At 71.5% G+C, this 25,431-nt stretch carries 25 protein-coding genes; 10 read left to right on the forward strand and 15 right to left on the reverse strand.

What is annotated here, in order from left to right; all coding sequences use genetic code 11:
• Window positions 1-56: 56 nt before the first annotated feature.
• The 7 genes from AB0C38_RS29380 to AB0C38_RS29410 all read right to left on the reverse strand — a co-directional run bounded on the left by AB0C38_RS29380 (window position 57) and on the right by AB0C38_RS29410 (window position 6,192).
• Complete coding sequence (locus AB0C38_RS29380; protein WP_360679296.1) at window positions 57-2,432, reverse strand: excinuclease ABC subunit UvrA; 2,376 nt, start codon at window positions 2,430-2,432, stop codon at window positions 57-59.
• Window positions 2,433-2,447: 15 nt separating this feature from the next.
• Entirely contained in the window at window positions 2,448-2,858 is a 411-nt protein-coding gene (locus AB0C38_RS29385; protein ID WP_360679298.1) for a VOC family protein, read from the reverse strand.
• Between the two features lie 5 nt (window positions 2,859-2,863).
• Window positions 2,864-3,121, reverse strand: coding sequence for an AraC family transcriptional regulator (locus tag AB0C38_RS29390; protein WP_360679301.1), 258 nt, complete (start codon window positions 3,119-3,121; stop codon window positions 2,864-2,866).
• The gene (locus AB0C38_RS29395; RefSeq protein ID WP_360679304.1) at window positions 3,112-4,320 is read right to left on the reverse strand and encodes an MFS transporter; all 1,209 of its coding nucleotides are present in this window, start codon (window positions 4,318-4,320) and stop codon (window positions 3,112-3,114) included. Before AB0C38_RS29395 ends, AB0C38_RS29390 begins: the two co-directional genes overlap by 10 nt.
• A 32-nt stretch (window positions 4,321-4,352) precedes the next feature.
• Window positions 4,353-4,763, reverse strand: coding sequence for a VOC family protein (locus AB0C38_RS29400; protein ID WP_360679307.1), 411 nt, complete (start codon window positions 4,761-4,763; stop codon window positions 4,353-4,355).
• Window positions 4,764-4,773: 10 nt separating this feature from the next.
• Window positions 4,774-5,217: a helix-turn-helix transcriptional regulator gene (locus tag AB0C38_RS29405; protein WP_360679310.1), complete on the reverse strand. Its 444-nt coding sequence runs from the start codon at window positions 5,215-5,217 to the stop codon at window positions 4,774-4,776.
• Window positions 5,218-5,313: 96 nt separating this feature from the next.
• Window positions 5,314-6,192 (reverse strand): LysR family transcriptional regulator, encoded by an 879-nt coding sequence (locus AB0C38_RS29410; protein WP_360679313.1) that lies wholly within the window; start codon window positions 6,190-6,192, stop codon window positions 5,314-5,316.
• Between the two features lie 111 nt (window positions 6,193-6,303).
• Here AB0C38_RS29410 and AB0C38_RS29415 point away from each other — a divergent pair, with 111 nt between their 5' ends.
• A complete protein-coding gene (locus tag AB0C38_RS29415; protein ID WP_360679525.1) occupies window positions 6,304-7,716 on the forward strand; it encodes an MFS transporter in 1,413 nt (470 codons plus the stop codon).
• Between the two features lie 384 nt (window positions 7,717-8,100).
• Here the strand turns inward: AB0C38_RS29415 and AB0C38_RS29420 are convergent, their stop codons facing one another.
• Genes AB0C38_RS29420 through AB0C38_RS29440 form a run of 5 tightly spaced genes read right to left on the reverse strand, consistent with a single transcriptional unit; the run spans window position 8,101 to window position 11,743 of the window.
• A complete protein-coding gene (locus AB0C38_RS29420; protein ID WP_360679316.1) occupies window positions 8,101-9,540 on the reverse strand; it encodes an FAD-dependent oxidoreductase in 1,440 nt (479 codons plus the stop codon).
• Complete coding sequence (locus AB0C38_RS29425) at window positions 9,533-9,763, reverse strand: ferredoxin (protein ID WP_086675010.1); 231 nt, start codon at window positions 9,761-9,763, stop codon at window positions 9,533-9,535. The genes AB0C38_RS29420 and AB0C38_RS29425 overlap by 8 nt, the downstream gene beginning before the upstream one ends.
• Before the next feature lies 1 nt (window position 9,764).
• Entirely contained in the window at window positions 9,765-10,382 is a 618-nt protein-coding gene (locus AB0C38_RS29430; RefSeq protein ID WP_360679319.1) for a ferric reductase-like transmembrane domain-containing protein, read from the reverse strand.
• Window positions 10,375-11,172 carry a DUF4142 domain-containing protein gene (locus AB0C38_RS29435; protein ID WP_360679322.1) on the reverse strand — a complete coding sequence of 266 codons (798 nt, stop codon included), beginning with the start codon at window positions 11,170-11,172 and terminating at the stop codon, window positions 10,375-10,377. Before AB0C38_RS29435 ends, AB0C38_RS29430 begins: the two co-directional genes overlap by 8 nt.
• On the reverse strand, window positions 11,156-11,743 hold the full coding sequence (locus tag AB0C38_RS29440) for a hypothetical protein (RefSeq protein ID WP_360679325.1): 588 nt from the start codon (window positions 11,741-11,743) through the stop codon (window positions 11,156-11,158). Before AB0C38_RS29440 ends, AB0C38_RS29435 begins: the two co-directional genes overlap by 17 nt.
• Before the next feature lie 241 nt (window positions 11,744-11,984).
• On the opposite strand from AB0C38_RS29440, the gene AB0C38_RS29445 reads away from it, so the two are divergent.
• The 4 genes from AB0C38_RS29445 (at window position 11,985) to AB0C38_RS29460 (ending at window position 16,494) form a co-directional block, all read left to right on the forward strand.
• On the forward strand, window positions 11,985-12,545 hold the full coding sequence (locus AB0C38_RS29445; RefSeq protein ID WP_360679327.1) for a sigma-70 family RNA polymerase sigma factor: 561 nt from the start codon (window positions 11,985-11,987) through the stop codon (window positions 12,543-12,545).
• Between the two features lie 7 nt (window positions 12,546-12,552).
• A complete protein-coding gene (locus tag AB0C38_RS29450; protein ID WP_360679330.1) occupies window positions 12,553-13,350 on the forward strand; it encodes a zf-HC2 domain-containing protein in 798 nt (265 codons plus the stop codon).
• Window positions 13,351-14,003: 653 nt separating this feature from the next.
• Window positions 14,004-15,500 carry a DUF1996 domain-containing protein gene (locus AB0C38_RS29455; protein ID WP_360679333.1) on the forward strand — a complete coding sequence of 499 codons (1,497 nt, stop codon included), beginning with the start codon at window positions 14,004-14,006 and terminating at the stop codon, window positions 15,498-15,500.
• 43 nt (window positions 15,501-15,543) lie between these two features.
• On the forward strand, window positions 15,544-16,494 hold the full coding sequence (locus AB0C38_RS29460; RefSeq protein WP_360679336.1) for an SCO0930 family lipoprotein: 951 nt from the start codon (window positions 15,544-15,546) through the stop codon (window positions 16,492-16,494).
• Window positions 16,495-17,138: 644 nt separating this feature from the next.
• Here AB0C38_RS29460 and AB0C38_RS29465 read toward each other — a convergent pair.
• A complete protein-coding gene (locus AB0C38_RS29465) occupies window positions 17,139-18,203 on the reverse strand; it encodes an Lrp/AsnC ligand binding domain-containing protein (RefSeq protein ID WP_360679339.1) in 1,065 nt (354 codons plus the stop codon).
• A 68-nt stretch (window positions 18,204-18,271) separates the two neighbouring features.
• Between AB0C38_RS29465 and AB0C38_RS29470 the strand changes: the two genes are divergently transcribed.
• The 4 genes from AB0C38_RS29470 to AB0C38_RS29485 are packed head-to-tail and all read left to right on the forward strand — an operon-like array spanning window position 18,272 to window position 22,323.
• On the forward strand, window positions 18,272-19,504 hold the full coding sequence (locus AB0C38_RS29470) for a M20 family metallopeptidase (protein WP_360679342.1): 1,233 nt from the start codon (window positions 18,272-18,274) through the stop codon (window positions 19,502-19,504).
• A 4-nt stretch (window positions 19,505-19,508) separates the two neighbouring features.
• Entirely contained in the window at window positions 19,509-19,706 is a 198-nt protein-coding gene (locus tag AB0C38_RS29475) for a hypothetical protein (RefSeq protein ID WP_285483272.1), read from the forward strand.
• Window positions 19,703-21,124, forward strand: coding sequence for a sodium:solute symporter family protein (locus AB0C38_RS29480; protein WP_360679345.1), 1,422 nt, complete (start codon window positions 19,703-19,705; stop codon window positions 21,122-21,124). The genes AB0C38_RS29475 and AB0C38_RS29480 overlap by 4 nt, the downstream gene beginning before the upstream one ends.
• Window positions 21,121-22,323, forward strand: coding sequence for an amidohydrolase family protein (locus AB0C38_RS29485; RefSeq protein ID WP_360679348.1), 1,203 nt, complete (start codon window positions 21,121-21,123; stop codon window positions 22,321-22,323). Before AB0C38_RS29480 ends, AB0C38_RS29485 begins: the two co-directional genes overlap by 4 nt.
• 13 nt (window positions 22,324-22,336) lie before the next feature.
• Here the strand turns inward: AB0C38_RS29485 and AB0C38_RS29490 are convergent, their stop codons facing one another.
• Entirely contained in the window at window positions 22,337-23,134 is a 798-nt protein-coding gene (locus AB0C38_RS29490; protein ID WP_360679351.1) for an alpha/beta hydrolase, read from the reverse strand.
• A 64-nt stretch (window positions 23,135-23,198) separates the two neighbouring features.
• Here AB0C38_RS29490 and AB0C38_RS29495 point away from each other — a divergent pair, with 64 nt between their 5' ends.
• The gene (locus AB0C38_RS29495) at window positions 23,199-23,585 is read left to right on the forward strand and encodes a RidA family protein (RefSeq protein ID WP_360679354.1); all 387 of its coding nucleotides are present in this window, start codon (window positions 23,199-23,201) and stop codon (window positions 23,583-23,585) included.
• Here the strand turns inward: AB0C38_RS29495 and asnB are convergent.
• Complete coding sequence (gene asnB / locus AB0C38_RS29500; RefSeq protein ID WP_360679357.1) at window positions 23,582-25,360, reverse strand: asparagine synthase (glutamine-hydrolyzing); 1,779 nt, start codon at window positions 25,358-25,360, stop codon at window positions 23,582-23,584. The two genes, AB0C38_RS29495 and asnB, sit on opposite strands and share 4 nt — an antisense overlap.
• Window positions 25,361-25,431: the final 71 nt, after the last annotated feature.

A 25,431-nucleotide genomic window follows, 5' to 3' on the forward strand; every position in this document is an offset into this window, starting at 1 on the left:
GACGCCGTGAACGAGTCGTTCACCACATCCGGACATTCCCGGCCTTCCGCCACCGGTCAGCCGACGTACTCCGCGAGGTGCTCACCGGTCAATGTGGACCGCGCGGCGACCAGCTCCGCGGGCGTGCCCTCGAACACGAGCTTGCCACCGTCGTGGCCCGCGCCCGGGCCGAGGTCGATGATCCAGTCCGCGTGGGCCATCACCGCCTGGTGGTGCTCGATGACGATCACCGACTTGCCGGAGTCCACCAGCCGGTCCAGCAGCCCCAGCAGCTGCTCGACGTCCGCCAGGTGCAGGCCCGCCGTCGGCTCGTCGAGGACGTAGACCCCGCCCTTCTCCGCCATGTGCGTCGCCAGCTTGATCCGCTGCCGCTCACCGCCGGACAGCGTCGTGAGCGGCTGGCCGAGCGTCAGGTACCCCAAGCCGACGTCCGACAGGTGCGTCAGGATCTTGTGGGCCGCCGGGAGCTTCGCCTCGCCGTCGGCGAAGAACTCCTCGGCCTCGGCCACCGACATCGTCAGCACCTCGCTGATGTCGCGGCCGCCGAAGGTGTAGTCCAGCACCTCGGCCATGAACCGCTTGCCCTCGCACACCTCGCACGGCGTGGCGGTGCCGGCCATGATCCCCAGGTCGGTGTAGATGACGCCGGCGCCGTTGCAGTTGGGGCACGCGCCTTCGGAGTTCGCGCTGAACAGGGCCGGCTTGACGCCGTTGGCCTTGGCGAAGGCCTTGCGGATCGGCTCCAGCAGCCCGGTGTAGGTCGCCGGGTTGCTCCGGCGCGAGCCGCGGATCCCGGTCTGGTCGACCGTCACCACGCCCTCGCCGCCGGACACCGAGCCGTGGATCAGCGAGCTCTTGCCCGAGCCCGCCACCCCGGTCACGACGGTCAGCACGCCGAGCGGGATGTCGACGTCGACGTCCCGCAGGTTGTGCGTCGAAGCGCCGCGGACCTCCAGGAAGCCCGCCGGGGAACGCACCGACGACTTCAGCGAAGCGCGGTCGTCCAGGTGCCGCCCGGTCAGCGTCTTGCTCTTGCGCAGGCCGGCCACCGTGCCCTCGAACACGATCTCGCCGCCGTCGGAGCCGGCCCGCGGGCCGAGGTCGACGATGTGGTCGGCGATCGCGATCGCCTCCGGCTTGTGCTCGACGACCAGCACCGTGTTGCCCTTGTCCCGCAGCTGCAGCAGCAGGTCGTTCATGCGCCGGATGTCGTGCGGGTGCAGCCCGATCGTCGGCTCGTCGAACACGTAGGTGACGTCGGTCAGCGACGACCCGAGGTGGCGGATCATCTTGGTGCGCTGGGCTTCCCCGCCCGAGAGCGTGCCCGAGGGCCGGTCGAGCGAGAGGTAGCCGAGCCCGATCTCGACGAACGAGTCGAGGGTGCGCCGCAGCGCGTCCAGCAGCGGCGCGACGGACGGCTCGGCGAGCTTCCCCGCCCAGCCGGCGAGGTCGCTGATCTGCATCGCGCACGCGTCGGCGATGCTGATCCCGTCGATCTTCGACGACCGGGCCTCCGCGGACAGCCGCGTGCCTTCGCAGTCCGGGCACGTGGTGAACGTGACGGCCCGCTCCACGAACGCGCGGATGTGCGGCTGCATCGAGTCGACGTCCTTGGCCAGCATGGACTTCTGGATCGCCGGGACCAGCCCCGAGTAGGTCAGGTTGATGCCCTCGACCTTGATCTTGGTCGGTTCCTTGTACACCAGGTCGTTGAACTGCTTCTTGGTGAACTTCTTGATCGGCTTGTCGGCGTCGAAGAAGCCGGAGCCGCGGAAGATGCGGCCGAACCAGCCCTCCATGCTGTAGCCGGGGATCGTGATCGCGCCCTCGTTGAGCGACTTGTCCTCGTCGAACAGCGCGGTCAGGTCGATGTCGTTGACCTTGCCGCGGCCCTCGCAGCGCGGGCACATGCCGCCGGTGATGCTGAAGCTGCGGCGCTCCTTGACCTGCCGCCCGGCCTTCTCGATGGTGACCGCGCCGGCGCCGCTGATCGAGGCGACGTTGAACGAGAACGCCTGCGGCGAGCCGATGTGCGGCTGCCCGAGCCGGCTGAAGAGGATCCGCAGCATCGCGTTGGCGTCGGTCGCGGTGCCGACCGTGGAGTGCGCGTTGGCGCCCATCCGCTCCTGGTCCACGATGATCGCGGTGGTGATCCCGTCGAGCACGTCGACGTCGGGCCGGGCCAGCGTCGGCATGAACCCCTGCACGAAGGTGCTGTAGGTCTCGTTGATCAGCCGCTGCGACTCCGCGGCGATCGTGCTGAACACGAGCGAGCTCTTGCCGGAGCCGGAGACACCGGTGAACACCGTCAGGCGCCGCTTCGGCAGCTCGACGCTGACGTCCTTGAGGTTGTTCACGCGCGCGCCGTGGACGCGGATCAGGTCGTGGGTGTCGGCGACGTGCGGCGCGGACTTCCTCGTGGGCTTGGTCATCGGTGTCTCCAGCGGTCAGCGCAGTTCTTGGATGCGGACGAGGTTTCCGGCGGGGTCGCGGAAGGAGCAGTCGCGGATCCCCCAGGGCTGGTCGGCCGGCTCCTGGACGACTTCGGCGTCGCCGGCCTGGATCCGTTCGAAGGCGCGGTCGAGGTCCTTTGTGGCCAGGTTGACCGCCGCGTACGTCCCCTTGGCCATCATCCCGGTGATGGTACGGCGTTCGTCGTCGGAAAGGTCCGGCGTCACGGCCGCCGGGGTCAGCACGATCGACGTGTCGGGCTGGCCCGGCGGGCCGATCGTGAGCCAGTGCTGGCCGCCGTACTCGACGTCGTTGCGCACCTCGAAGCCGAGCGTGTCGCGGTAGAAGGCCAGCGAGGCCTCGAAGTCGTTGTGGGGCAAGAAGGTCTGGTGAATGGTGAGGTCCATGCCGATCACGCTACGGCCGCTTCGGCGCCGGGTGCTTCTCGATTCCTGACCGCTCTGGCCAGCTCCTGGTAGCCGTGCGGGGAGAGGCCGTAAGCCAGCCGGAAACGCTGGACGAACCGCGTCACCGGCAGGTCGGCCATGCGCGCGAGGGCTTCGAGGTCGAGTGGCCGGTCGTGCTCCCGGTCGATGCGGTCGCGGACCCGGCGCAGCAGCGCCAGCTCGCGCAGGTGCTCCCGCGCCGCGATCTGGAGGCTCAGGCACATGTGACGTCCCTTTCCGGTGTGCGCCGCCCGAGTACCGCCCGGGCCGCGATCGGGAGCAGCAGGAGTGTCAGCACCCCGGAGAGCACGAGCCCGCCGGTGGTGCCGGCCAGCTCGATCAGCGGGCCGCCGAGGGCCAGGCCCAGCGGGGCGGCCACCGTCGAGCCGGTCGTCCACAGCGTGACGACCTGCTGTTGTTCCCCGGGGGCGAGCCCCGACTGCAGGAAGCTGTACGCGACCGGCGTGAACGGCGCGTACACGAGGCCGCCCAGGCCGAAGACGACCAGCGCGGCGGTGAGGTTGCCGACGGACGCGAGCGCGATCGGGCACAGCGCCCACAGGCCGATGATCGCGACCAGCAGCGGGCGCTGGGGCAGGTTCCGCAGCTGGTTGACGAGCGCGGCGCCGACGAACGCGCCGACCCCGAGCGCACCCCACAGCAGGCCCAGGGCGGACGCGTCCGCGTGCAGCGTCCCGCTCACGTACAGCGGGAGCGCCACTTCGATCGGCATGTACAGGAAGTTGAAGAAGAACTCGACGACGAGCAGCCGGGCGGCCACCGGGCGGCGGCGCAGGATCCGCCAGCCCGAGGTCTTCGGCTCGCGCAGCGCGTCCCGGCCCTCGGTGGCCCGGGGCACGACCAGCAGCGTGGCCGCCAGCAGGATCAGGGCACCGGCCGCGTCGAAGAAGAGGGCGTAGCCCGCGCCGGCCGTCGCCACGACCAGCCCGCCCAGCACCGGCCCGGCGATGTAGAGCGCGAACGTGCTGTTCAGCCCGAGCAGGCCGTTGACGGAGAAGCGCCCGGCTTCACCGGCGGCCGACGTCGCCAGCAGGCGGCGGCTGCTCGACCCGGCCAGCCGGAACGTCGCGCCGAACAGGAGCCCGGTGATCAGCACCGGCAGGGTGAGCTGCCCGGTCACGGACAGGACGCCGAGGGCGGCGAAGGTCAGCGACCGCAGGACGCAGTCGGCGACCAGGAGGGTGCGCGGCGGGACCCGCACCCGGCCCAGGCCGACGGCCAGCGCGAGGACGGTCGACAGGACGAACGGCGCGGCCTCCACCAGCCCGATCGCGATCGCCTTCGGGACGTTCCCGTGCAGGGACAGCGTCTGCACGGGCATCGCGACGATGATCATGCCGGTGCCGGCGTTGGCCAGGAGGTCGCCGAGCAGGAGCCCGGCCACCTGCCGGTCGCGCAGCACCTGGCGGTAGCTCCGGACGGCCGCGACCTCGGTCAGCGGAGCTCCTGGATGCGCAGCAGGTTGCCGGCGGGGTCGCGGAAGGAGCAGTCGCGGACGCCGTAGGGCTGCTCGACCGGCTCCTGGACGACCTCGGCGTTCCCCGCCTGGAGCTTGGCGAAGAGGGCGTCGAGGTCCTTGGTGGCGAGGTTGAGGCCGGCGTAGGTGCCCTTGGCCATCATCTCGTTGACGGCGCGGCGCTCGTCATCGGTCAGGCCGGGTGTCGCGGCCACCGGCGCCAGCACGATCGCGGTGTCGGGCTGGTTCGGCGGCCCGACGGTGATCCAGCTCATCTCGCCGTACTTGACGTTCATCCGGACCTCGAAGCCGAGCAGGTCGCGGTAGAAGGCGAGCGACGCTTCCGGGTCGGTGTGGGGGAGGAAGCTCGAGTGAATGGTGACGTCCATGGCGGTCACCCTAGGTGGCGGCCGGGGGCCGCGCTTCTCGATTCCTGATCGGTCTGGTGACCTGTTTGGCCACGCACGGTGGCATCCCGACGGTGGCCTCGGCCTGCTCCTCGCGGTAGACGCTCGGCGGCACGCCCACCAGCTCGGCGAACCGGGTGCTGAAGGTGCCCAGCGAAGAGAAGCCGACGGTGAAGCAGACCTCGGTGACGCTCAGCTCGCCCTTGCGCAGCAGGGCCATCGCCCGCTCGATCCGCCGCGTCATCAGGTACGAATACGGTGACTCTCCGTAGGCTTTGCGGAACTGCCGGCTGAGGTGCCCGGCGGACATGTTGACGCCGCGCGCGAGCGCCTCGACGTCGAGCGGCTGGGCGAACTCCCGGTCGATCCGGTCCCGGACCCGGCGCAGCAGCGCGAGGTCGCGCAGGTACTGAGCCGTGGCGGCGGTGCTGGTCACGCTTGAATCGTGCCATACCGGACGGCCGCTCGGAGGCCATGAACGACTCGTTCACGTCGTCGGACGCGGTGAACGACTCGTTCATGACGTCGGTGGTCAGTGGAGCGCGGCCGTGATGGTGTCGCGCAGCCAGCGTTGGGCCGGGTCCGCGTCCAGCCGCGCGTGCCAGGACAGCCGCACCTCCACCTCCGGCAGCTCGGCCGGGACCGGGAACCACCGGAGTCCCAGCGCCGGGCGGTGCTGCTCGGCCAGGCGCTGGGGGAGCAGCCCCACGTAGTCGCTGGACGAGACCACCAGCGCGGCCACCGCGGACGTCGACACGACCGCGGCCACCCGCCGCTGCAGGCCCGCCGCGGCGAGGACCTCGTCCAGCGGCCCGCGCGCCCGGCCCCGCCGGGACGCCGACACGTGCGGGTGGCGGCACAGCTGCGCCAGCGTCGGGCGGCGGTGCTTGCCCAAGGGGCTGTCCACCCGCACCGCCGCGACCAGGCGTTCGCGGTAGAGCACGGTGCTGTGGATGTCCGGCGCCGCGTGCTCGCCCACGCCGATGTCCAGGTCGATCGAGCCGTCGCGAAGCGCCTCGGCGCTCTCGGTGCCCTCCGCGACGAAGCGCAGCGTGACGCCGGGGGCGGCCGCGGCCGTCGCTTCGGCCGCCGCCGTGGCCAGGGTGGCCGCCACGCCGTCGTTGATGCGGATCGTGAACGTGCGCTCGAGGTCGGCGATCGCCACCTCGGTGCTGATCAGCGCCGAGGCCTCCTCCAGCAGCGACCGCACGCGCGGGGCTGTGCGCAGCGCGAACGGCGTCGGGGCCATGCCGCGGCCCGCGCGGACCAGGATCGGGTCGTTCATCGCCCGCCGCAGCCGGCCGAGCGCGCGGCTCGTCGCCGGGATGGACAGGTTCAGGCGCTCGGCCGCGGCCGTGACGCTCCCCTCCCGCAACAGCGCGTCGAACACGCGCAACAGGTTCAAGTCCATCGTTGCACCCTACGCAAACCTGTCTTGCCGAAGTTGCGTGGCACGACACAGGCGGCCTTTCCTACCGTCGGGCGCATGCACCTCAAGCACCGAACCGGCCTGCTCACGCTGATGTGCGCCTGCGTGGCGCTCGTCGTCGGCATGGTCGCGGCGGTCAACCTCGCCGTCCCGATGCTCGCCGCGAGCACCCTGCACCCGTCCGCGTCCGCGCTGGTCTGGATCGTCGATACCTACGTCATCGTGTTCGCCTGCCTGGTGATCCCGGGCGGCGCGGCGGGCGACCGCTTCGGCCGCAAGGGCGTCCTGCTGGCCGGGCTCGGGCTGTTCGCCGCCGGCGCGCTGCTGTCGGCGGTGGCCCCGGACGTCGTCCTCCTGCTCGCCGGCCGGGCGCTCACCGGCGCCGGGGCCGCCGCCGTGCTGCCCAACTCGCTCGCCGTCCTGCTGCACGCCGTGCCGCCGGAGAAGAAGCCCGCGACCATCGCCACCTGGGCGTCGATGACCGGCATCGGCGGCGTCCTCGGCAACGTCGGCGGCGGGCTGGTCCTGACCACCGGCTCGTGGCGCTGGCTGTTCGCCGCCGTCGTGCCGCTCGCCCTCGGCACGGCCGCCCTGGTGGCGCGGACCGCGCCGGTGTCGTCGCGCCACGACCGCGGGCTCGACCCGCTGGGCACGGTGCTGCTCGTCGGCGCGTCGGTCGCGCTGCTCGTCGGGATCGTCCAGGGCCCGGAAGCGGGCTGGGGGAGCGCGGTCGTCCTGACCGGGTTCGCCGGTGCCGCCGCGCTGTTCGCCGCGTGGACGTTCGTCGAGCTGCGAGCGGCGCACCCGCTGCTGGACCCGCGGCTGTTCCGGATCCCGGGCCTGCGCAGCGCCTGCCTCGGGATGACGACGATCTTCTTCGGCATGTTCGCGCTGTTCTACGTCAACGCGTCGTTCCTGCAGTACGCCAAGGGGTTCGGCGTGCTGGGCACCGGGCTGGGGATCATCCCGCTGACCGTCCCGATCATCCTCGGCGGCCGCCACGCCGGCGTGCTGACCCGGCGGATCGGGCTCGACGCGACCGTGGCGCTCGCCTTCGCGTTCGTCGGGGGCGGCCTGCTGGGACTGTCCACGAGCGACGCGGAAACGCCGTACGCGGGCTACGCGGCCTGGCTGGTGGTGACCGGGATCGGCGTGACACTGGCGCTGCCGACGCTGTCGGGCGTCATCGCGGGCTCGCTGCCGCCGGACCGGGCCGGCGTCGGCACCGGGCTGCAGGCCACCACCCGGGAGTTCGGCAGCGCGCTCGGCGTCGCCGTCATCGGCACGGTCATGACCGCGAAGTTCGCCGCCGCGCTTCCCCCGGACGTCCGGGACGCGCACACGGTGGCCGAAGCGCTGGCCAGGACGAGCCGCGCGCACGACGTCGTCACGGCCTTCGTCGAAGGTGCCGACGCGGGACTGCGGGTGGTCGGCATCGCGGTCCTCGTCCTCGGCGTGCTCGTCGTGGCCGAATCGAAGGTCTCCCCAGGGGCCCGGACGAGGTGAAGGCCGCCTCGAGGGTTCCCGTTTCCCTCGAGGCGGCCTCACCGGTGCAACCCCGACCCGACTTCGACCGTGACGGCCTTTCCGGCGGCATACCCTTCCGCCGGAAAGGCCGTCACGGACGTGCACGCCGCGACGGCGGTGATGCCGCCGTGGCGCTCGACCCCGGACCCCCGCCCGGTGCGCCGGAAGAAGGCCACTCCGAAGGTGTCGGGTTCCCTCGGAGTGGCCCTCTTCCGGCCCGCCGGGCGCTCGTTCCATTGACAGAGGCGAGGCGGGCAAGGGGGGACGTTTGGGGGGCCGGTCACCACACCGCCCAGCCGCGGAGGGGATGTGGTGACCGGCCAGGGACGATGGCCGCCGCGCGCAGCCACGTCCCGGCTTCTGCTACCTCCCGATCGGAATGGCCATGGTCGGCGGCGCCGCCCCGCCGGGCTGCGCGGCGAACGCCGTGGTGGGCGGGGCCGCGAGCGCGGGGAACGCCGTCGTCGGGATGTTGTTGGCGAACTCGCTCTCGAACTCGCGCTCGAAGGCCTGCTGGTCGAACCCGCTGTCGACTTCCGTCGGCACCTCGGCCGCCAGCGCGGCGAGCGCCGGCTCGACGACCGGGACGTCGGGGACCTCCGCGACGGGCGCGGGCTCCGGCTCCGGTACGAAGTCGGGTGCGGGCAGCCGGCGGTCGAGCTCGGCCATCCAGTCGAGCATCGCCCGCGGCTTGTCCCACGCGGAGACGCCGACGAGCCGGCCGTCGCGGATGAAGCCGGTGATGCCGTCCGCCAGCGTCACGGTGTCCTCGGCCAGGCCGGGCATCCCGCACATCTGCAGCCGGGTGTCGTACAGCGTCGACCAGGCCCGGGGGAGCGGGGTGAACGGCTTGGCGCCGGACTGGCCCATCAGCAGGTTGTCCGCCGCGTGCCGCGCCGACTCGACGGCGTTGATCCAGTGCTCGACCCGCCGCGGGGTCTCGTCGAACCGCAGGTTGGGCCAGCGCGCGATGTCGCCGGCGATGACGACGTCGGAGGCACCCTCGGCGAACAGCTTCGAGTCGCAGAGCACGCCGTCGCTGATGTCGAGGCCGGAGCCGCGCATCCAGTCGACCGACGGGACACTGCCGATGGCGAGCACGACGACGCTGGCGACCAGCAGCTGGTTGTTCGTCAGGTGCAGCCCGACGGTGTCCTTCGTGCTGATCCAGTGCCGCACTTCGCTCTTCATCGCGAGTTTCGCGCGGTGCTCGTGGTGCGCCTCGACGACGCCGCTCGAGACGCGGTCGCCGAAGCGGTGCAGCGGGGCCTTCGCGTGCCCGACGAGCGTGACGTCCCGGCCGATGTGCCGCATGCTCGCGGCGAACTCGTTGCCGATCAGGCCGGCGCCGATCACGACGGCCGGCTTCTTGCTGGCGTTGAGGCAGCGCCGCACCGCCATCGAGTCCTCGACCGTGCGCAGGATCCGCACGCGCGGGTCGTGCCGCGGCGCCCCGGGCAGGTGCCGCGGGTAGACGCCGGTCGCGGCGATCAGGCCGTCGTACCAGAGGGACTCGCCGCCGGGCAGGTGCACGACCCGCTCGGTGGTGTCCAGGTGCGTGACCCGCGCGCCGAGGCGCCAGTGGACGTCGAGGTCGGGAAGATAGTGCGAAAGGCCTACGTCGCTGGGCCGTTCGGTGCCCATCACCAGTGCCTTGGAGACCATCGGCCGGTGGTAGGGCCGCCGCGCCTCGTCGCCGATCAGGACGATCTCGCCGTCGAACTTCTGCTCCCGCAGCCGTTCCGCGGCCCGCAGCCCGGCGACACCCGCGCCGACGATGACGATCCGGTCGCCGTCAGCCATCGAGCTCTCCTCTCATCACGACCGCCTGCATCGGGCAGCAGCGAGCCGCCATCTTCGCCTGTTCAATGGTGGTTTCGTCCAGCAGCCGCGTGTGGAAGCGCAGGCGGCCGTCCTGACCGAGGTCGAACACGTCCGGCGCCTCCATGGCGCAGATGCCGTAGAGCTCGCACCGGTCGTTGTCGACGCTGATCCGGGGCCCGCCACCGGGGAGTCGGAAGGGCATGTCAAGCCACCTGCTCTTCCACGAGTCCGATGCGTTCGAGGGTCCGCGCGGGCATGAACCGCAGCAGCGACGTCGTGACCGCCGGGACGAGCAGCGTGATGCCGCCCAGCCAGACGACCGCGAGGTGGCCGTTGGCGATCGAACCGAACCACGCGTGCAGCGCGGTCAGCGCGACCGCCGGGTACGCGCAGCGGTGCAGCCACAGCCAGCGGCGGTAGGAGGTGAACCGCTGCAGGCCGGCGGTGAGCGCGATGGCCAGCATGACCTCGAAGCCGACGATGCCGATGCTGTGCCGGGTCTCCTGGCCCGACAGGAAGGGGAGGAACAGGTACTGCAGGCTGTACGGCTGGACCGTCAGGTAGAAGAAGCCCAGCGCGTGGATGCCGCCGAAGATGATCGTTCCGGTGGCCAGCACCATGTGGGAGCTGCGCAGCGCCTTGCGGCCGGTGACCGAGCGCACCCAGCCGGTGGCGGTGAGCACGCCCCAGGTGAGGGTCAGCATCATCGCCGCGTAGGACGCCCGGGCGGCGAAGGCCGCGAGGCCGCGGGCCGCCGGGTCGGTCTTCGGCTGGAACTGCTGCGTGAGGAAGATCGTCGCGTCGTGCCAGGTCTCAACCATGGCTACCCCCGGTTCTGACGGTGGCCGGCCGGCGCGTGGCCCGGGCGCGGCCGCGGTTGCCCTTGATCTGGCGCAGCACGTAGAAGAGGCCGCCGCCGACCAGGAGGAACAGCGCCGCCACCACGGCGATCTGGGACGTGTCGAGGCCGAGCGCGGCCCCGGCGGGTGCGGCGGTGGTGGAGACCGCCGGCGTGGGGAGGGCGTCGTAGTCGACCATGCCGCTGCTTTCGAGCATCGTCATGTGCCGCAGGACGGCCTGGTTGCCGACGGTCGCGAACGCCCGCACGTCGTCGTTGCGGGTGCCGGCGCGCAGCTGCGCGAGGACGGCGAACACCTGGCCGTGCGCCGCGCGCAGCCGGTTGGCGAAGACGCGGTCGAACGCCGGCCCGGGGGCCGCGTTCATCTCTTCGAGGAGCCAGCCGCGCTGTTCGTCGGAAGGCTGGTCGGGCACCGGCGAGTTGAGCTTCTGCGACAACGCGCGGGTCCCGACGTCGAGGCGGCCGTGGTCCATCATGATCGCGAAGCCGATCGCCTGGACCTTCGGGCTGCCCTTCTGCATCGCCATCATGCCCGAGGGCATCTCCCACAGCCCGGCCTGGCGGACCTTGGTCAGCAGGATGGCGTCTTCGGGCGAGACCGCGGTCGTCTGGGCGATCGAGGCCGGGGACACCGACGCGAGCAGGGTCAGCACCGCGACCAGCACGAACAGGATCCGGACCACCGGGCGGGAACGCTCGAGCGGGGACGGCGGGGCGAACTCGAGCCCGGCGTGCTCAGATGCCGAAAGCATTCGTCCTCCACTCGTCCTGCGTCAGCGTGATCTTCTTGCCGTCCGGCGCGATCGGGTACCAGGCCTGGTCGGCGCCCTGGCCGGACGTGTCGGCGGGCTCGCTGTCACCGGTGAAGTGGTAGAGCGGCCAGCCGGCGAGCGTGAGCTGCTGGGTGCCGTCGTCGCGGGTGATCTGCCCGATCAGCGACTGGTCGACGTCGATCGGCGCGGGACCGCCGACCTTGACCGGGATCCACTTGGCCGCGCACGCGTCGTTGCAGTTCGACTGGGACGGGTCGGTCGAATCGCGGTCGTAGCGGTAGATCGTGTATCCGGTTCCGTCGACGAGCATGAGACCCAGGTCGAAGGTCTTCGCGGCCCTGATCTGGCTCTTCATCGGGTCGTTGGGGTTCGCGGTGATGGGCTGCGGCATCGCGAGCGTCATCGGGGCCTGCATACCGGGCATCTGCTGCATACCGGCGCCGCCGTAACCGGCCGAGGTCGTGGCCGCGCCGGCGGTACAGGCGGTGAGCAGGGCGAGTGCGGTGAGGCACACGGCGGCGGGGACCACCGTTCGGGGAATGCGTATCACTGCTCCTCCGTGGGCATGACTACGCGCAGCAGCCTGGGGTGAGGCGAAAATGCGCGCGAAAGATCCACTGTGGACATGAGGTCCGGGGTGGATGTGGAGGCGTTGCGGGGGACAACGCCTTGTCGGGGGTCTTCGGTAGGGGATACGGACACGGTCCGGAAACGGTTCAAAAAAGTTTTGGCCCCCGCGTTGCGGCATTTGGTACTAGACGTACGCCGTCCGGCCCACCAGGATGTCCCGCGTGGGACGGCACACTCGAGCGCTGAGACCCGTCGAAAGTCAGGACGTCGCTGGTGAGCACAACGACGCCCATGACGATCTGGCGAAGGCGCTCTACCAGGAGTTCGGCGGGTCCCTCATGGCGTTCGCGCTCCGGCTGACCGGCCACGACCGGCAGTGGGCCGAAGACGTCGTGCAGGAGACCCTGATCAAGGCGTGGCGGAACGCGGACAAGCTCGACCGCCAGCCGGAGATGCTGCGCGCGTGGCTGTTCACGGTCGCCCGGCGCACCGTCATCGACGGCTGGCGCAGCCGGAGCGTCCGCCCCCAGGAGCTCGAGGAGATCGAATCCGACGCGATCGCGGTGTCCGACGAGTCGGACCGGACGCTCGCCGCGATGATCGTCTACGAGGCGCTGCAGGGCCTTTCGCCCGAGCAGCGGGAGGCCATCCAGCAGACCTACCTGCGCGATCGGACCGTGAACGAGGTGGCGGCGACCCTCGGCGTGCCCCCGGGCACCATCAAGTCCCGCATCCACCACGCCGTCCGCGCGCTGCGCCGGGCGCTGCGCGAGCGGGGGTGAACTGAGGGTGGCCGGGTCCGCACACACCGACGTCGCCGCGTACGTGCTCGGCGTGCTCAGCGAGGCCGAGAGCACCCAGTTCGAAGCCCACCTCATGAACTGCCCGCACTGCCAGCTCGACCTGATCGAGCTCTACCAGCTGCCGGATGTGTTGGACCTGGTGAAGCGCAGCTGGCCGGAGCCCCCGATGCCCGCGCCCAGCCCCCGCACCCTCGCGCCCGGGCCCCGCGTGCTGCGCGGCCTGATGGAAGAGGCCTCGGTCAAGCGCCGCCGCCGCAAGCGGCTCGGGATCATCGCCGCCGCCGCGGCCGCCGCGCTCGTCGTGGCCGGCCCGCTGGTGACCCTCGCGGTCCGCCCGGCCGACGCCGTCCCGCCCGCCTCGCTCTCCGCGCCGAGCAGCAAGCAGCCGCCGCCGGCCACGAGCGTCCCGGCGACATCCATGCCACCGCCGTCCACCGGCGCGCCGACCCAGCCCGGTGGCGGCCAGACCTACGGCCGCGGCAGCGGGACCGGCGGGTCCGCCGTCAGCGCCGTCGTCAAGGTGTCCCCCGTGGAGTGGGGCACCCGGGTCGACCTCGAGCTGAGCGGCATCGTCGGACCGTTGAAGTGCCAGCTCTTCGCCGTGTCGACGACCGGCGACGACCGCGTGGTATCCGGCTGGGCGGTGCCGCCCAAGGGCTTCGGCATCCCCGGCTCACCGGACCCGTTGCGGCTGCAGGGTTCCATCTCCCTGGCGATGGACCAGATCTCCCGGTTCGAGGTCCGCGGCGACGACGGCACCGTGCTCGTCGTCGTGCAGCGCTGAACCTTTCCTTCCCCCGGCCCGACGTCATGAAAGGGTCGTTCACCGCGTCCGGCGCGCTGAAAGGGTCTTTCATGACCTCCGGCGACGGCTCGAAAAGCCGAGGCGTCACTGCCGATCCACGGGAGCGGCGCCGTGCCCAACCGCCACCACGTGCTCCGCTGAGCGACACACCGGACCGATCTACCTTGCCGGGCCTCGGGTGTCCGGCGCGGTGAAAGGGTCGTTCATGTCGCCGGGCGCGCTGAAAGGGTCTTTCATGACCTCCGGCGACCACCCTCCGAACGGGACGCCGGCACTTCCGGTGTCACGGCCCGGGCCGTCCGGTTCCCTTTGAACCACGGCCCCCGTCGAGTCGTGGTTCAGGGTATGAGCGAGTCGTTCACGAAGTTGTTTTCCCGGTCGCAACGCCATGACCTGGGTGAATGCCGGCCGGTTGCGTTTCGCTTGATAACGAACAGATAACGGGCTGGTCGCTTTTGAACCTCGGGCCGCTCACGTCCGTATCCCCCAATGCATCCCCCGATGCATCCCGACAGCCGGAACCAGAGCTCCCCGCGGGTTCCGTGCGATCTCGACTTCAACCAACGGTAGTTCTTGCCCGGGCCGCCGCGCTATTCGGCGTGCCCGGAATAACGAACGAGGTGAACTAGTCTATGGCCCGGAATTCTCGGTCCCCCGTGACGGGCAAGCATCGCGTCGCCCGCCGTACGAAGATCGCCATGGGCGCGATCGGCCTGGCGATCGCCGTCGGCGCACTCGCCGTCGCGGTCAGCACGGGCCGCACGGGCGAAGCGAGCGCGGACCCCGCGGACCCGTCGTTCTTCATCGACATCAACAAGGTTCCCGCCGGCAACAACGTCAACGCGGCCTTGCAGAAGAAGGGTGCGCAAGGATCCTTCACCGTCGACTGTGGAACGAACGCGGACGGCGCGCACCACAACCCGGACAACTTCATCGCGCAGCCCGGGATCAAGAACGGCGCGCAGCACCTGCACGACTACGTCGGCAACGTGACCACCGACGCCGACTCGAGCCTCAAGAGCCTGCTCGCCGGCGACACCACCTGCAAGAACGGTGACCAGTCGGCGTACTTCTGGCCCGTGATCCGCATCGACCGCGAGGACGACGCGGCGAACGAGAACGAGAACCAGCAGGCTGAGCAAGAGCAGCAGGGCAAGACCGGCGACGTCGAGCAGGACCAGAGCGCCAAGGACGCGCAGGCCGCCGACGACGCCGGCCAGGGCCAGGACGCCCAGGACCAGGCAGCGCAGGACCAGGCAGCGCAGGACCAGGGCGCCCAGGACCAGAACGCCCAGGACCAGCAGGACCCGAACGCCCAGGACCAGAACGGGCAGCAGAAGCGCCGGAACACCGGTGGTGGCGCGACCCGCAACGGTGACCAGAGCGCCCAGCAGCAGGACAACCAGGACCAGCAGGCCCAGGACCGCCGTCGTGGCGGTAAGAACAACGGCGGCCAGAACAACGGTGGTCAGAACGGCGGCCAGAACGGTGGCCAGAACAACGGCGGCCAGAACGGCAACCAGAGCAGCTCGGCCGCCGCACCGCCGGCCGAGGAGCTCGGCGGGCCCGAGGGTGAGAACGAAGAGGTCGGCGACAACGACGGCGAGATCGTCGAGCCGGAGTCCGCGACGCTGAAGTTCATCGGCGGTGGCGCCCGGAACGTCGTCCCGATGCCGCTCGGCCTCCGCGTCCTCTACGGTGACGCCAAGCAGAGCACCAACGGCCCGGCCAACGCCCGGCCGAGCTGGACCTGCACCGGGTTCGAGGACCGGCTGACCGACCTCTACCCGATCTGCCCGGCGGGCAGCAAGGTCGAGCGCATCCACGCCTTCCCGAACTGCTGGGACGGCAAGAACACCGACAGCGCGAACCACCGCACGCACATCGTGTTCGCGAACCAGCAGGGCAAGTGCCCGCAGGGCTTCAAGAACGTGCCGCAGCTGCAGGTGACGCTGGTCTACGACGTCCCGCAGGACGTCCAGCAGAACGGCCAGTACAAAGTGGACGCTTTCGCCCAGGAGAAGCACAACCCGCGGTCCGACCACGACGACTTCGCGAACGTGATGAGCAAGAAGATCATGAACCGCCTGGTCGGCTGCATCAACTCCGGCAAGGCCTGCGCGGAATAGTCCTTCCGCACCAGTCACTCCACGCCAGGAGGGAGAACGTCCGATGAACCGTGCTCGTCCGAGTGCCGCCGCCTTGCCCGCCATCGCCGGTCTCGCGCTGGTCGCGGCCTGCGGGACCAACCCGTACGCCACGTCCGGTGCCGGCCAGCAGCTATCGCTCGGCGCACAGCAGCAGCTCTCGGCGAGCACGGTTCAGCCGGCCTCCGGGGCCGGTCGGGCCCAGCTGGTCGCGTCCACAGTGGAGGGTCTCGGCGCGGTTCTCGCCGACGCCGAAGGCCACACGCTCTACCGCTACGCCAAGGACATCGCGAATCCGCCGCAGGTGGCCTGTGTGGACACCTGCGCGGAAATGTGGCCGCCGCTGGTCTCCGACTCCCCGGCGCTCGTCGCCGGGGTGGACAAGCAGCTCGTCGGCCTGGTCACCCGGCCCGACGGCCGCAAGCAGGTGACCGTCGGCGGCCGGCCGGTCTACCGCTACGCCAAGGACACCGGCTCCGGTATCGCGCTCGGCCAGAACGTCAGCGTGGACTGGGCGGCGATCACGCCGACGGGGGAGAAGGCGGCCACGGCGGGCAAGCCCGCCGCGCCGACCACCCTCGGCACCACCGACATCGGCGGCCTCGGCCCGGTCCTGACCGACCAGGCCGGCCGCACGCTCTACCTGTTCACCAAGGACGGCAAGGACTCCGGAAAGTCCACTTGCGACGGTTCTTGCGCCCAGACCTGGCCGCCGGTGCTCGCCGGCGACCGGATCACCGTCGCCGAAGACATCGACACCGGCCTGGTCGGGCAGCTCACCCGGGCCGACGGCCGCAAGCAGGTGACGGTCGGCGGCTGGCCCGTCTACACCTACGCCAAGGACGGCGCGCCCGGCGAGGCGACCGGCCACGGCGCGGGGAACACCTGGTACGCGGTGGAACCCCGCGGCTGCAAGGTCGACCCTTCGCGCCGGCCCGACAACTCGATCACGACGGCGTCGTCCGGCGGGTACTGACCCGCCCCACGAACCCCGGCCCGGCGGACACTTCCTCCACCTCACCCCCCAGTCCGCCGGGCCGGTAGCACCACCCCGAAGTACCGCGGGACCCCCGTCCCGCGCCCCGAGCCCCGGCCCGGGTGGACGCTTCCCTCCACCTCACCCCCCATGTCCCCCCGGGCCGGGATTCCTCACCCCACACCGATCCGGCAGCGCCGGGTCAGCGAAGGAGGAAACAGGCGGGACCCCCTTCCCGCCCCGCGAGTTCCGGCCGGTGGACGTTCTTCCCTCCACCTCACCCCCCGAGTCCACCGAGCCGGAACTCCTCCCTTCCGAGATCCCCCACCAATCACGCGAGATGCCTCTCCAATCACGCGAATCACGACCTCGATCACGCGAGCCGACTCTCCAGGTACGCGAGTCGACCCTCCAGGTACGCGAGTCGACTCTCCAGACACGCGAGCCGACCCCTCAGACACACGAGTTCCGCCCACGATCACGCGAGATCCGCCTCCGATCACGTGAGTCACGACTCCGATCACGCGAGATCCGCCCCCAGACTTCCCCGGCCCGGCGCCCGCCCCTCGGTCACCGGGCCGGTTTCCCCGCTCTCCACCCCGAAGACCCCGGTCCGGTGGATGCTTCCCTCCACCTCACCCCCCTCATCCCCCGGGCCGGCCCTCGCTGCGGTCCCCGTGCTCCGGCACGGGGGCCGCGGCCCAGAAGTCCAGCGGCACGCGCCCGGTCCCGCGCCCGGCCGCGTCGAGGAGCCGGCCCATCAGCTTGACGTTCCGCAGCGTCACCGCCCGGCCGACGACCTCCAGCCACGGCAGCTTCGCGGCCAGCGCCGCTTCCAGCGCCAGCGTGTCGTGCTGCGAAGGCAGCCACACCACCAGCATCAGGTTCGCCGCCCCGGTCAGGCCCGCGCACATGCGCACCTCTGGCACCATCGCCAGCGACCGCGCGGTCGTCTCCAGCTTGTCCGGCGGCACCCGCAGCCACAGCGTCACGGTGACCGGCGCGGGCGACACCGACCGCGCGATCTCGCACCGGACGCGGATCGCGCCCCGGCCGAGCAGGGCGTCGAGCCGGCGCCGCACCGTCGTCGCGCCGACGCCGAGCTCGATCGCCAGTGCCGCCGCCGACGCCCGGGCGTCCACGCCGAGGGCCAGGATCAGGGCCCGGTCCGCGTCGTCGAACCGCAGCGGCGCCCGGTTCTTCGCCGGCTTCGGGGAGAGGGCCTCACGCTGCCCCGGAGAGATCGCCCGCACCCGCCACCGGCTGCCCTCGGTGAACATCCGCGGCGACAGCACCGTGCGCACCCGCGTCACCCCGGGCACCGCCGACACCCGGTCCAGCACGTGCGCGCCGAGCTCCCGCACCGTCGGCGCGACGACGTGCGCGAGCAGGTCGCACGGCCCGGCCACGTACTCGACGGTGACCACCTGCGCGTCCGCCGCCAGCTCCTCGGCGACCCGCAGCGCGGCGCCGGGCTCGCAGTCGATCTCGACGAAGGCCAAGGCCAGCTGCGCGGTCACCTCCCCGCCGGCGTACGCGGTGAGCCACGCGTCTCCGCGCTCGACCAGCGTGTCCCAGTGCCGGGCGGCGGTCACCGCGCCCAGGCCGAGCGCGCGGCCGAGCGTCGACCAGGACGCCCGGGGCGCCGCCTGCAGCGCGTCGACCAGTTTGAGGTCCTGCTCGGTCAACATGGCGGATTCTTCGGTCATCGGCTCTCACAGCGGTGGTTTCGGTGTTTTTCCCCGGCCATTGTGCTCGACACTTGCATGATCTGCGGATGACCCTGCGCTCGGACGCCGCCGCCCTGCTCGACGACCTGGTCGCCCTCCGCCGCGACCTGCACCGCATCCCCGAGATCGGCCTGCACCTGCCGCGCACCCAGGAGCGGGTCCTCGCGGCCCTCGACGGCCTGGACCTGGAGGTCAGCCTCGGCAAGAACCTCTCGTCGATCACGGCGGTCCTCCGCGGCGGCAAACCCGGCGGCACTGCGTCCGATGCGGTCTCAGCGGGAGGGCGTACTTCGACCGTCCTCCTGCGCGGCGACATGGACGCGCTCCCGGTGACCGAAGCCAGCGGCGAAGAATTCACCTCGACGCTCGAGGGCGCCATGCACGCCTGCGGCCACGACCTGCACATGGCAGGGCTGGTCGGCGCGGCCCGGCTGCTCGCCGCGCGGAAGGCCGAGCTGCCCGGCGACGTCGTCTTCATGTTCCAGCCCGGCGAAGAAGGCTGGGACGGCGCCGGCCACATGATCGAGGAGGGCGTGCTGACGGCGTCCGGCAAGCACGTCGACGCCGCCTACGGCCTGCACGTCTCGGCCGCCAGCTACGCGAAGGGCCAGTTCGTCGCCCGGCCCGGCACGCTGATGGCCGCCTCGGGCGCCCTCGAGGTCCGGGTGCGGGGCGACGGCGGCCACGGCTCGTCGCCGCACGACGCCCGCGACCCGATCCCGGCGGCCTGCGAGATGGTGACCGCCCTGCAGACGATGGTGACGCGCACCTTCGACGTCTTCGACCCGGTGGTGGTCACCGTCGGCTCGTTCCACGCCGGCACGCGCCGCAACATCATCCCGGACGACGCGGTGTTCGAAGCGACGCTGCGGTCGTTCTCGCCCGAGGTCGCGGCCCGGGTGGGGGAGCGCGCGGTGCAGGTGTGCCAGGGCATCGCCCAGGCGCACGGCCTCGACATCGACGTCACCTACGAGCCGGAGTACCCGGCGACGGTCAACGACGCCGCCGCGTACGACTTCGTCGCCGCCACGATCCGTGACGTCTTCGGGGAAGAGCGGTTCACCGAGATGGCCGATCCGATCACCGGTTCGGAGGACTTCTCCCGCGTGCTCGAGCGCGTGCCGGGCGCGTACCTGTTCCTCGGCGCGTGCCCGACGGACCCGGAATCCGCGCCGGACAACCATTCGCCGAGGGCCCGCTTCGACGACAGCGTGCTCGGCGACGGCGCCGCGCTGCTGGCCGAGCTCGCCGTCCGCCGGCTCGAAATCCTGGCGGGGTGACGCCGTGCGCAGCTACCACTGGCCCCCGCTGCTCCCGGTCGTCGCGCTGGTCCTGATGCCCTTCCTGCCGTTCGTCAACACCACCGGGCTGTGGCTGGGGCTGCCGCGGATGATCGTGTGGGGCGCGTTCTGGTGCCTCATGTTCACCCCGGCGCTGCTGCTGTCCGAACGCCTGATGCGCGGGCGGGAGGAGGAGCCGTGATCCTCACCTTCACCCTCGTCGGCATCGTCCTGATCGGCGTCCTCGGCTTCGTCGGCCGCCGCAAGCCCGTCGCCGACCTGGCCGAGTGGACCGTCGGCGGCCGCCGCTTCGGCGCGCTCACCATGTGGTTCCTGCAGGCGGGCGAGGTGTTCACCACCTTCACCTTCCTCGGCATGGCCGGCCTCGCGTTCTCCGGCGGCGTCGCGGCGATGTACGCGCTGCCGTACGTGCCGATCGCCTACGTCGTGCTGTTCTTCCTGGCCAAACGGCTGTGGACGATGGGGAAGGACCGCGGTTACCTCACCCAGGGCGACTTCCTCGAGGACCGGTTCTCCAGCCGGACGCTCGGCACGCTGTCCGCGGTGCTCGGCGTCATCTTCGTGCTGCCCTACCTGCAGCTGCAGATCACCGGGCTCGGCCTGATCGTCCGGCTGGTCACCGGCGACAACGCGTCCGGCACGCTCAGCATGGTCACCGGCAGCGTGCTGATCGTCGCGTTCGTGCTGTGGGCCGGGCTGCGTGGCGTCGCGGCGACGTCCTACTTCAAGGACGGCATCATGCTGGTCGCGCTGGTGGTGCTGATCATCGCCGTGCCGACGCACTTCGCGGGCGGGATCCCCGCGGTGTTCCACAAGATCGAGCAGCTGCACCCGGAGAAGCTGATCGTCCACAGTGGAGCGAACGACCACGTCTGGTTCGTCACGAGCATGCTGGTCAGCGCCATCGGCGTCGGCCTGATGACGCTGCCGCACTCGTGGCCCGCGCTGATGTCGGCGCGCGACCCGAAGGTGCTGCGGCGCAACTACGCCTGGATGCCGGTCTACGAGCTGTGCCTGCTGCTGCCGATGGTCATCGGGTTCGCCGCGATCCTCGTGGTGCCCAAGGGGAGTGACCCGAACGGCGTATTGCTGTCGCTGTCGAAGGACGCATTGCCCGGCTGGGTGACGGGGATCGTCGTGGTCGCCGCGACGGCCACCGCGATGGTCCCGGCCGCCGGGATCCTGATCGGCATCTCGTCGCTGGTGGCGCGCAACATAGTCCGCGTCCGCAGTGGCCGCAAGCAGTTCTGGATCAACCACGGCACGGTTGTGCTCGCGAGTACTCTTGCCCTCGTGCTCGGCATCTTCCGGCCGGACCTGCTGGCCAACCTGCTGTTGCTCACGTATTCCGGGTCGGTTCAGCTGGCTCCGGCCAACCTGCTGGGCTTCCTGCGGCGGGTCCCCGTCGGCAAGGGCCCGGTGTTCGCCGGGCTGATCGCCGGCGAGCTCGTGGTGATCTGGCTGACCTTTGTGGACACCCACCTGGCCGGCACGGTCAACGTGGGCCTGGTCGGGCTCGGCGTCAACGTCGTCGTCCTCGGCTTGGCCGTTGTGGTGCACCGGTTCGTGGTTTCGGCTTCGGCCAAGGAGGCGGCGTGACGCGCACGGTTTTCACGGGCGGCTCGGTGTTCGACGGCACCGGCGCGGAGCCGGCGGAGGCGGACGTCGTCGTCGAGCACGGCCGGATCGTCGACGTCGGCACCGGCCTGGACGGCGACGAGGGCGTCGACTGCTCCGGCGCGGTGCTGCTGCCCGGGCTCTTCGACTGCCACGTGCACGTCACGGTGTCGGAGATCGGGCTGCTCTCGCGGGTGCAGAAGCCGTTCTCCTACCAGTTCTACGAAGCGGCGCGGAACCTCTGGGCGACGCTTGGCCTGGGCATCACGACGGTGCGCGACGCGTCGGGCGCGGACCTCGGCATCAAGCAGGCGGTGGACGACGGGCTGATCCCGGGGCCGCGGCTGCAGATCTCGATCGGGCTGATCAGCCAGACGGGCGGGCACGGCGACAGCTGGAACCCGTCGAGCATTTGCGTGCCGCTGCTGGTGCCGCACCCGGGCCGCCCGGACGCGACGGCCGACGGCCCCGACGAGATGCGTCGCGTGGCCCGGACGCTGTTGCGTGCGGGCGCGGACGTGCTGAAGGTGTGCACGACCGGCGGAGTGCTCTCCCCGCGCGACGACCCGCGGCACTCGCAGTACACGCCGGAAGAGCTGGAGGTCCTGGTGGCCGAGGCGTCCGCGCAGGGCCGTCCGGTGATGGCGCACGCGCAGGGCTCGGCGGGCATCAAGAACGCGGTCCGCGCCGGCGTGCGCTCGATCGAACACGGCATCTACCTCGACGACGAGGCGATCGAGCTGATGCTGGGCCACGGGACGTGGCTGGTCCCGACGCTGATCGCCCCGGTGAACGTGGTCCGCGCGGCCGACGCGGGCGTCGACCTGCCGGCTTCGGTGGTGGCCAAGGCGCGCGAAGTGGTGGAGGCCCACCGGGACTCGGTCCGCCGGGCGTACGCGGCGGGGGTCCGGATCGCGATGGGGACGGACAGCGGAGTCGGCCCGCACGGCACGAACCTGGAGGAGCTGGCCCTGATGGCGGCGTGCGGCATGACCCAGGCGGACGTCCTGGAGGCGACGACGTCATCGGCGGCTCGGCTGATGGGGCTGGACGGCGAGCTGGGGCGGATCGAGCCGGGGCTGCGGGCGGATCTCGTGGTGGTGGCCGGGGATCCTTATGACTTCCCGGCTTTGGCGTCGAACATCCGGGAAGTCTGGAAGGACGGGGTCCGGGTGGTCTGACGCCGTCTGAGTCTTAGAGCTCCGGGCTGAGCAGGTCCTTCAACGCGACCGCGAACTTCGCCGGGTTCCGTTGCGGCGCCAGATGGGCTCCCGGCATCTCCGAGAACGGCAACCCCAGCTCCAGCGCCAGGATCTTCGCCGGCTGGTAGTGGTACCGCCCCCGGCTGCCCTCGCCCGCCACCGGGATGATCTCCGTGCTCGCCTTGCGCAGCGCCCGGAGGTCCGGCAAGTAGTCGAAGAACTCCGTCAGCTCGCGGTCGAACAGGCGGATCCAGTCGGCTTCGTGCGGCAGGCGGAGGTTCGGCAGATCGGGCAGCGCCGCGCCCGCGATCGCGTCGGCGAACCGGGTCACCGCCGTCAGGAGCTCACCCGAACGGGCCAGCCGGACCTGGTCCGCGGCCGCCTCGAGCCAGCCGCTCGCGTCCGGCATCAGGTGTACCGCCGGGGGTTCGTGCGCGACCAGTGTCGTCACCCGGTCCGGGAACCGGGCCACCAGGTCGAGGCCGATCAGCGCGCCCGCGCTCGTCCCGAACACCAGCGCCGGGCCGTCGGTCGCGTGGTCCAGGACCGCGCGCGCGTCGTCGGCCTGGCGGGTCACCGGGACCGGGCCCGTCGTCGTGTCCGTGCTGCCGAAGTGGCCGCGCCGGTCGTACGTGACGACGGTGTAGTCCGCGTACAGCTGCTTCGCCAGCGCGCGGTAGGAGTCACCCGCCCCGGTGCCGCCCGGGATGAGCAGCAGTGCCGGGCCCTCGCCGCCGCGGCGGACGAGGAGCTCGCCGTCCTCCACCGGGCAACGGCTCTCCGAGATCATGCCCTGAAGTCAAGCACAGCCAATGAAGTGGACGGCGCGGTGGTCGATCCCTAGCGTGCGCGGTATGGCTGAACGGCGAGCGATCCTCAGCGGGTCGACCTTCGAAGACCAGATCGGCTACGCCCGCGCGGTGGTCGACGGTGACCGCGTGTACGTCTCGGGCACGACCGGCTTCGACTACGCGACCATGACGATCTCCGACGACGTCGTCGAGCAGGCCGCGCAGTGCCTGCGCACCATCGAAGCCGCGCTGACGGAGGCGGGCTGCACATTCGCGGACGTGGTCCGCGTGCGCTACCTGCTGCCCGAGCGCGAGGACTTCGAGCCGTGCTGGCCGGTGCTGCGCAAGGCTTTCGCGGATGTCCGCCCGGCCGCGACGATGCTGCAGTGCGGCCTGGCCGACCCGCGCATGAAGATCGAGATCGAGGTGGACGCCCACCTGCCGACCTAGCGGGTCAGCCAAAGGTCCAGGTTGAGGGCGAAGTCGATGCCCGCGCGCGTCGCCCGGTCGGCCGGTGGGCGGCCCAGCCGCTCGCGCAGCCGCGCCGGGTCGAGGTAGGCCCACACCGGTGCGCCCGGGGACGCCAGCAGATCCGCTGCCTGCGCGCGGATCGCGACGTCGTAGGCCGGGTCGTGCGTCGCCGGGTACGGCGCCTTGACCCGCTGAGTGACGCTGCGCGGGAGCAGGTCGGCGACGGCCGCGCGGAGCAGGGACTTCTCCCGGCCGTCGAACGTGTGGTGCGACCACGGCGCGTTGAAGCCGTACTCGACGAGCCGGTGGTCGCAGAACGGCACCCGGACCTCCAGGCCGGTGGCCATGCTGAGCCGGTCCTTGCGGTCGAGCAGGTCCGGGAGCCAGCGGGTCAGGTGCAGGTGGAACACCTCGCGCATCCGTCGCCGCTCCGCCGTTTCCCCGGGCAGCACCGGGACTTCGGCGAGCGCCTGCCGGTAGTGCGCCTCGCGGTGGGCACCGATGCCGAGTTCGGCGGCGACGTCGTCGCGCAGCAGGGCGAGGTACGTCCCGCTGCGGCCGGTGAAGTACCGCCACGGGTAGTCCCCGGCGGGCACCTGGTGGAACCACGGGTAGCCGCCGAAGACCTCGTCGGCGCTTTCGCCGGACAGCGCCACCGTCGCGTGTTCGCGCACCGCCTTGAACAGCAGGAAGAGCGACGTGTCCAGGTCCCCGGTCGCGGGTGCGTCCCGCGCGTCCACCACGGCCCGGCGGACCGCCGGATCGGCCAGCGCCGCCGAGCCGAGGACGAGGTCGCGGTGGTCGAGGTCGCAGTGCGTCACGACGTCGCGGACGTAGGGCGCGTCCGGGGTGGCGCGCAGCGCGTCGGGCACGAACTCGCCGGTGAAGCCGACGGAGAAGGTGCGAAGCGGGCCGGACCGGCGGCCCAGCGCGGCCAGCGCACTCGAGTCGAGGCCGCCCGACAGGAGCGCGCCGAGCGGGACGTCGGCCCGCACGTGCCGGTCGGTGATGTCCTCCAGCAGCTCGCGGATCCGGTCGACGGTCGCGGGGATGCCGTCCTCGTGCGGCCGGGCCTCCAGCGACCAGTACCGGCGCTCGCGGACGCCGTCGGAGTCGACCAGGAGCATCGTGCCCGGCCGGACCTCGCGCACCCCGCGGTGGAGGGTCCCGCCGGGGGTGCGGACCGAGGCCAGGAAGTCGCGCAGGCCGTCGTCGTCGACGGCCGGGACGACCAGCCCGGAGGCGAACAGCGCCTTGGGCTCGGAGGCGAACAGCACGCCGTCGCCGTGGCGGACGTAGCAGAGCGGCTTGACCCCGAGCCGGTCGCGGACCAGCAGCAGCCGGCGTCGGGGCGCGTCCCAGACGGCGAACGCGAACATGCCGTTGAGCCGCCGCGGGGCGTCCGTGCCCCATTCCCGGCAGGCGTGCAGCACGACCTCGGTGTCGGTGTCCGTGCGGAACTTGTGTCCCAGCAGCTCCAGCTCGGCGCGCAGCTCGCGGTGGTTGAACACCTCGCCGCTGTAGGTCAGGACCGTCGTCGCCTCGTCCTGGTCGTCGTAGGTCACCATCGGCTGGCGGCCGTTCGCGGGGTCCAGCACGGCGAGCCTGCGGTGCCCGAACGCGACGTGCGCGGCCGCCCAGACGCCGGAGTCGTCCGGCCCGCGGGCGGCGAGGGTCTCGGTCATCCGGTGCACGGTGATGCCGCCGTCCGGGTGCGGGCAGCTGGGGTCGGCCCAGCCCGCGATGCCACACATGACTGGGGTTCCTCCGGGGAAAGGGGATCGCCGAGGCGATCACCCGGGCGGCACGAATGATCACATAGGGT

This window comes from Amycolatopsis sp. NPDC048633, from assembly GCF_040650695.1.
In the GTDB taxonomy this organism is placed as follows: Bacteria; Actinomycetota; Actinomycetes; order Mycobacteriales; family Pseudonocardiaceae; genus Amycolatopsis.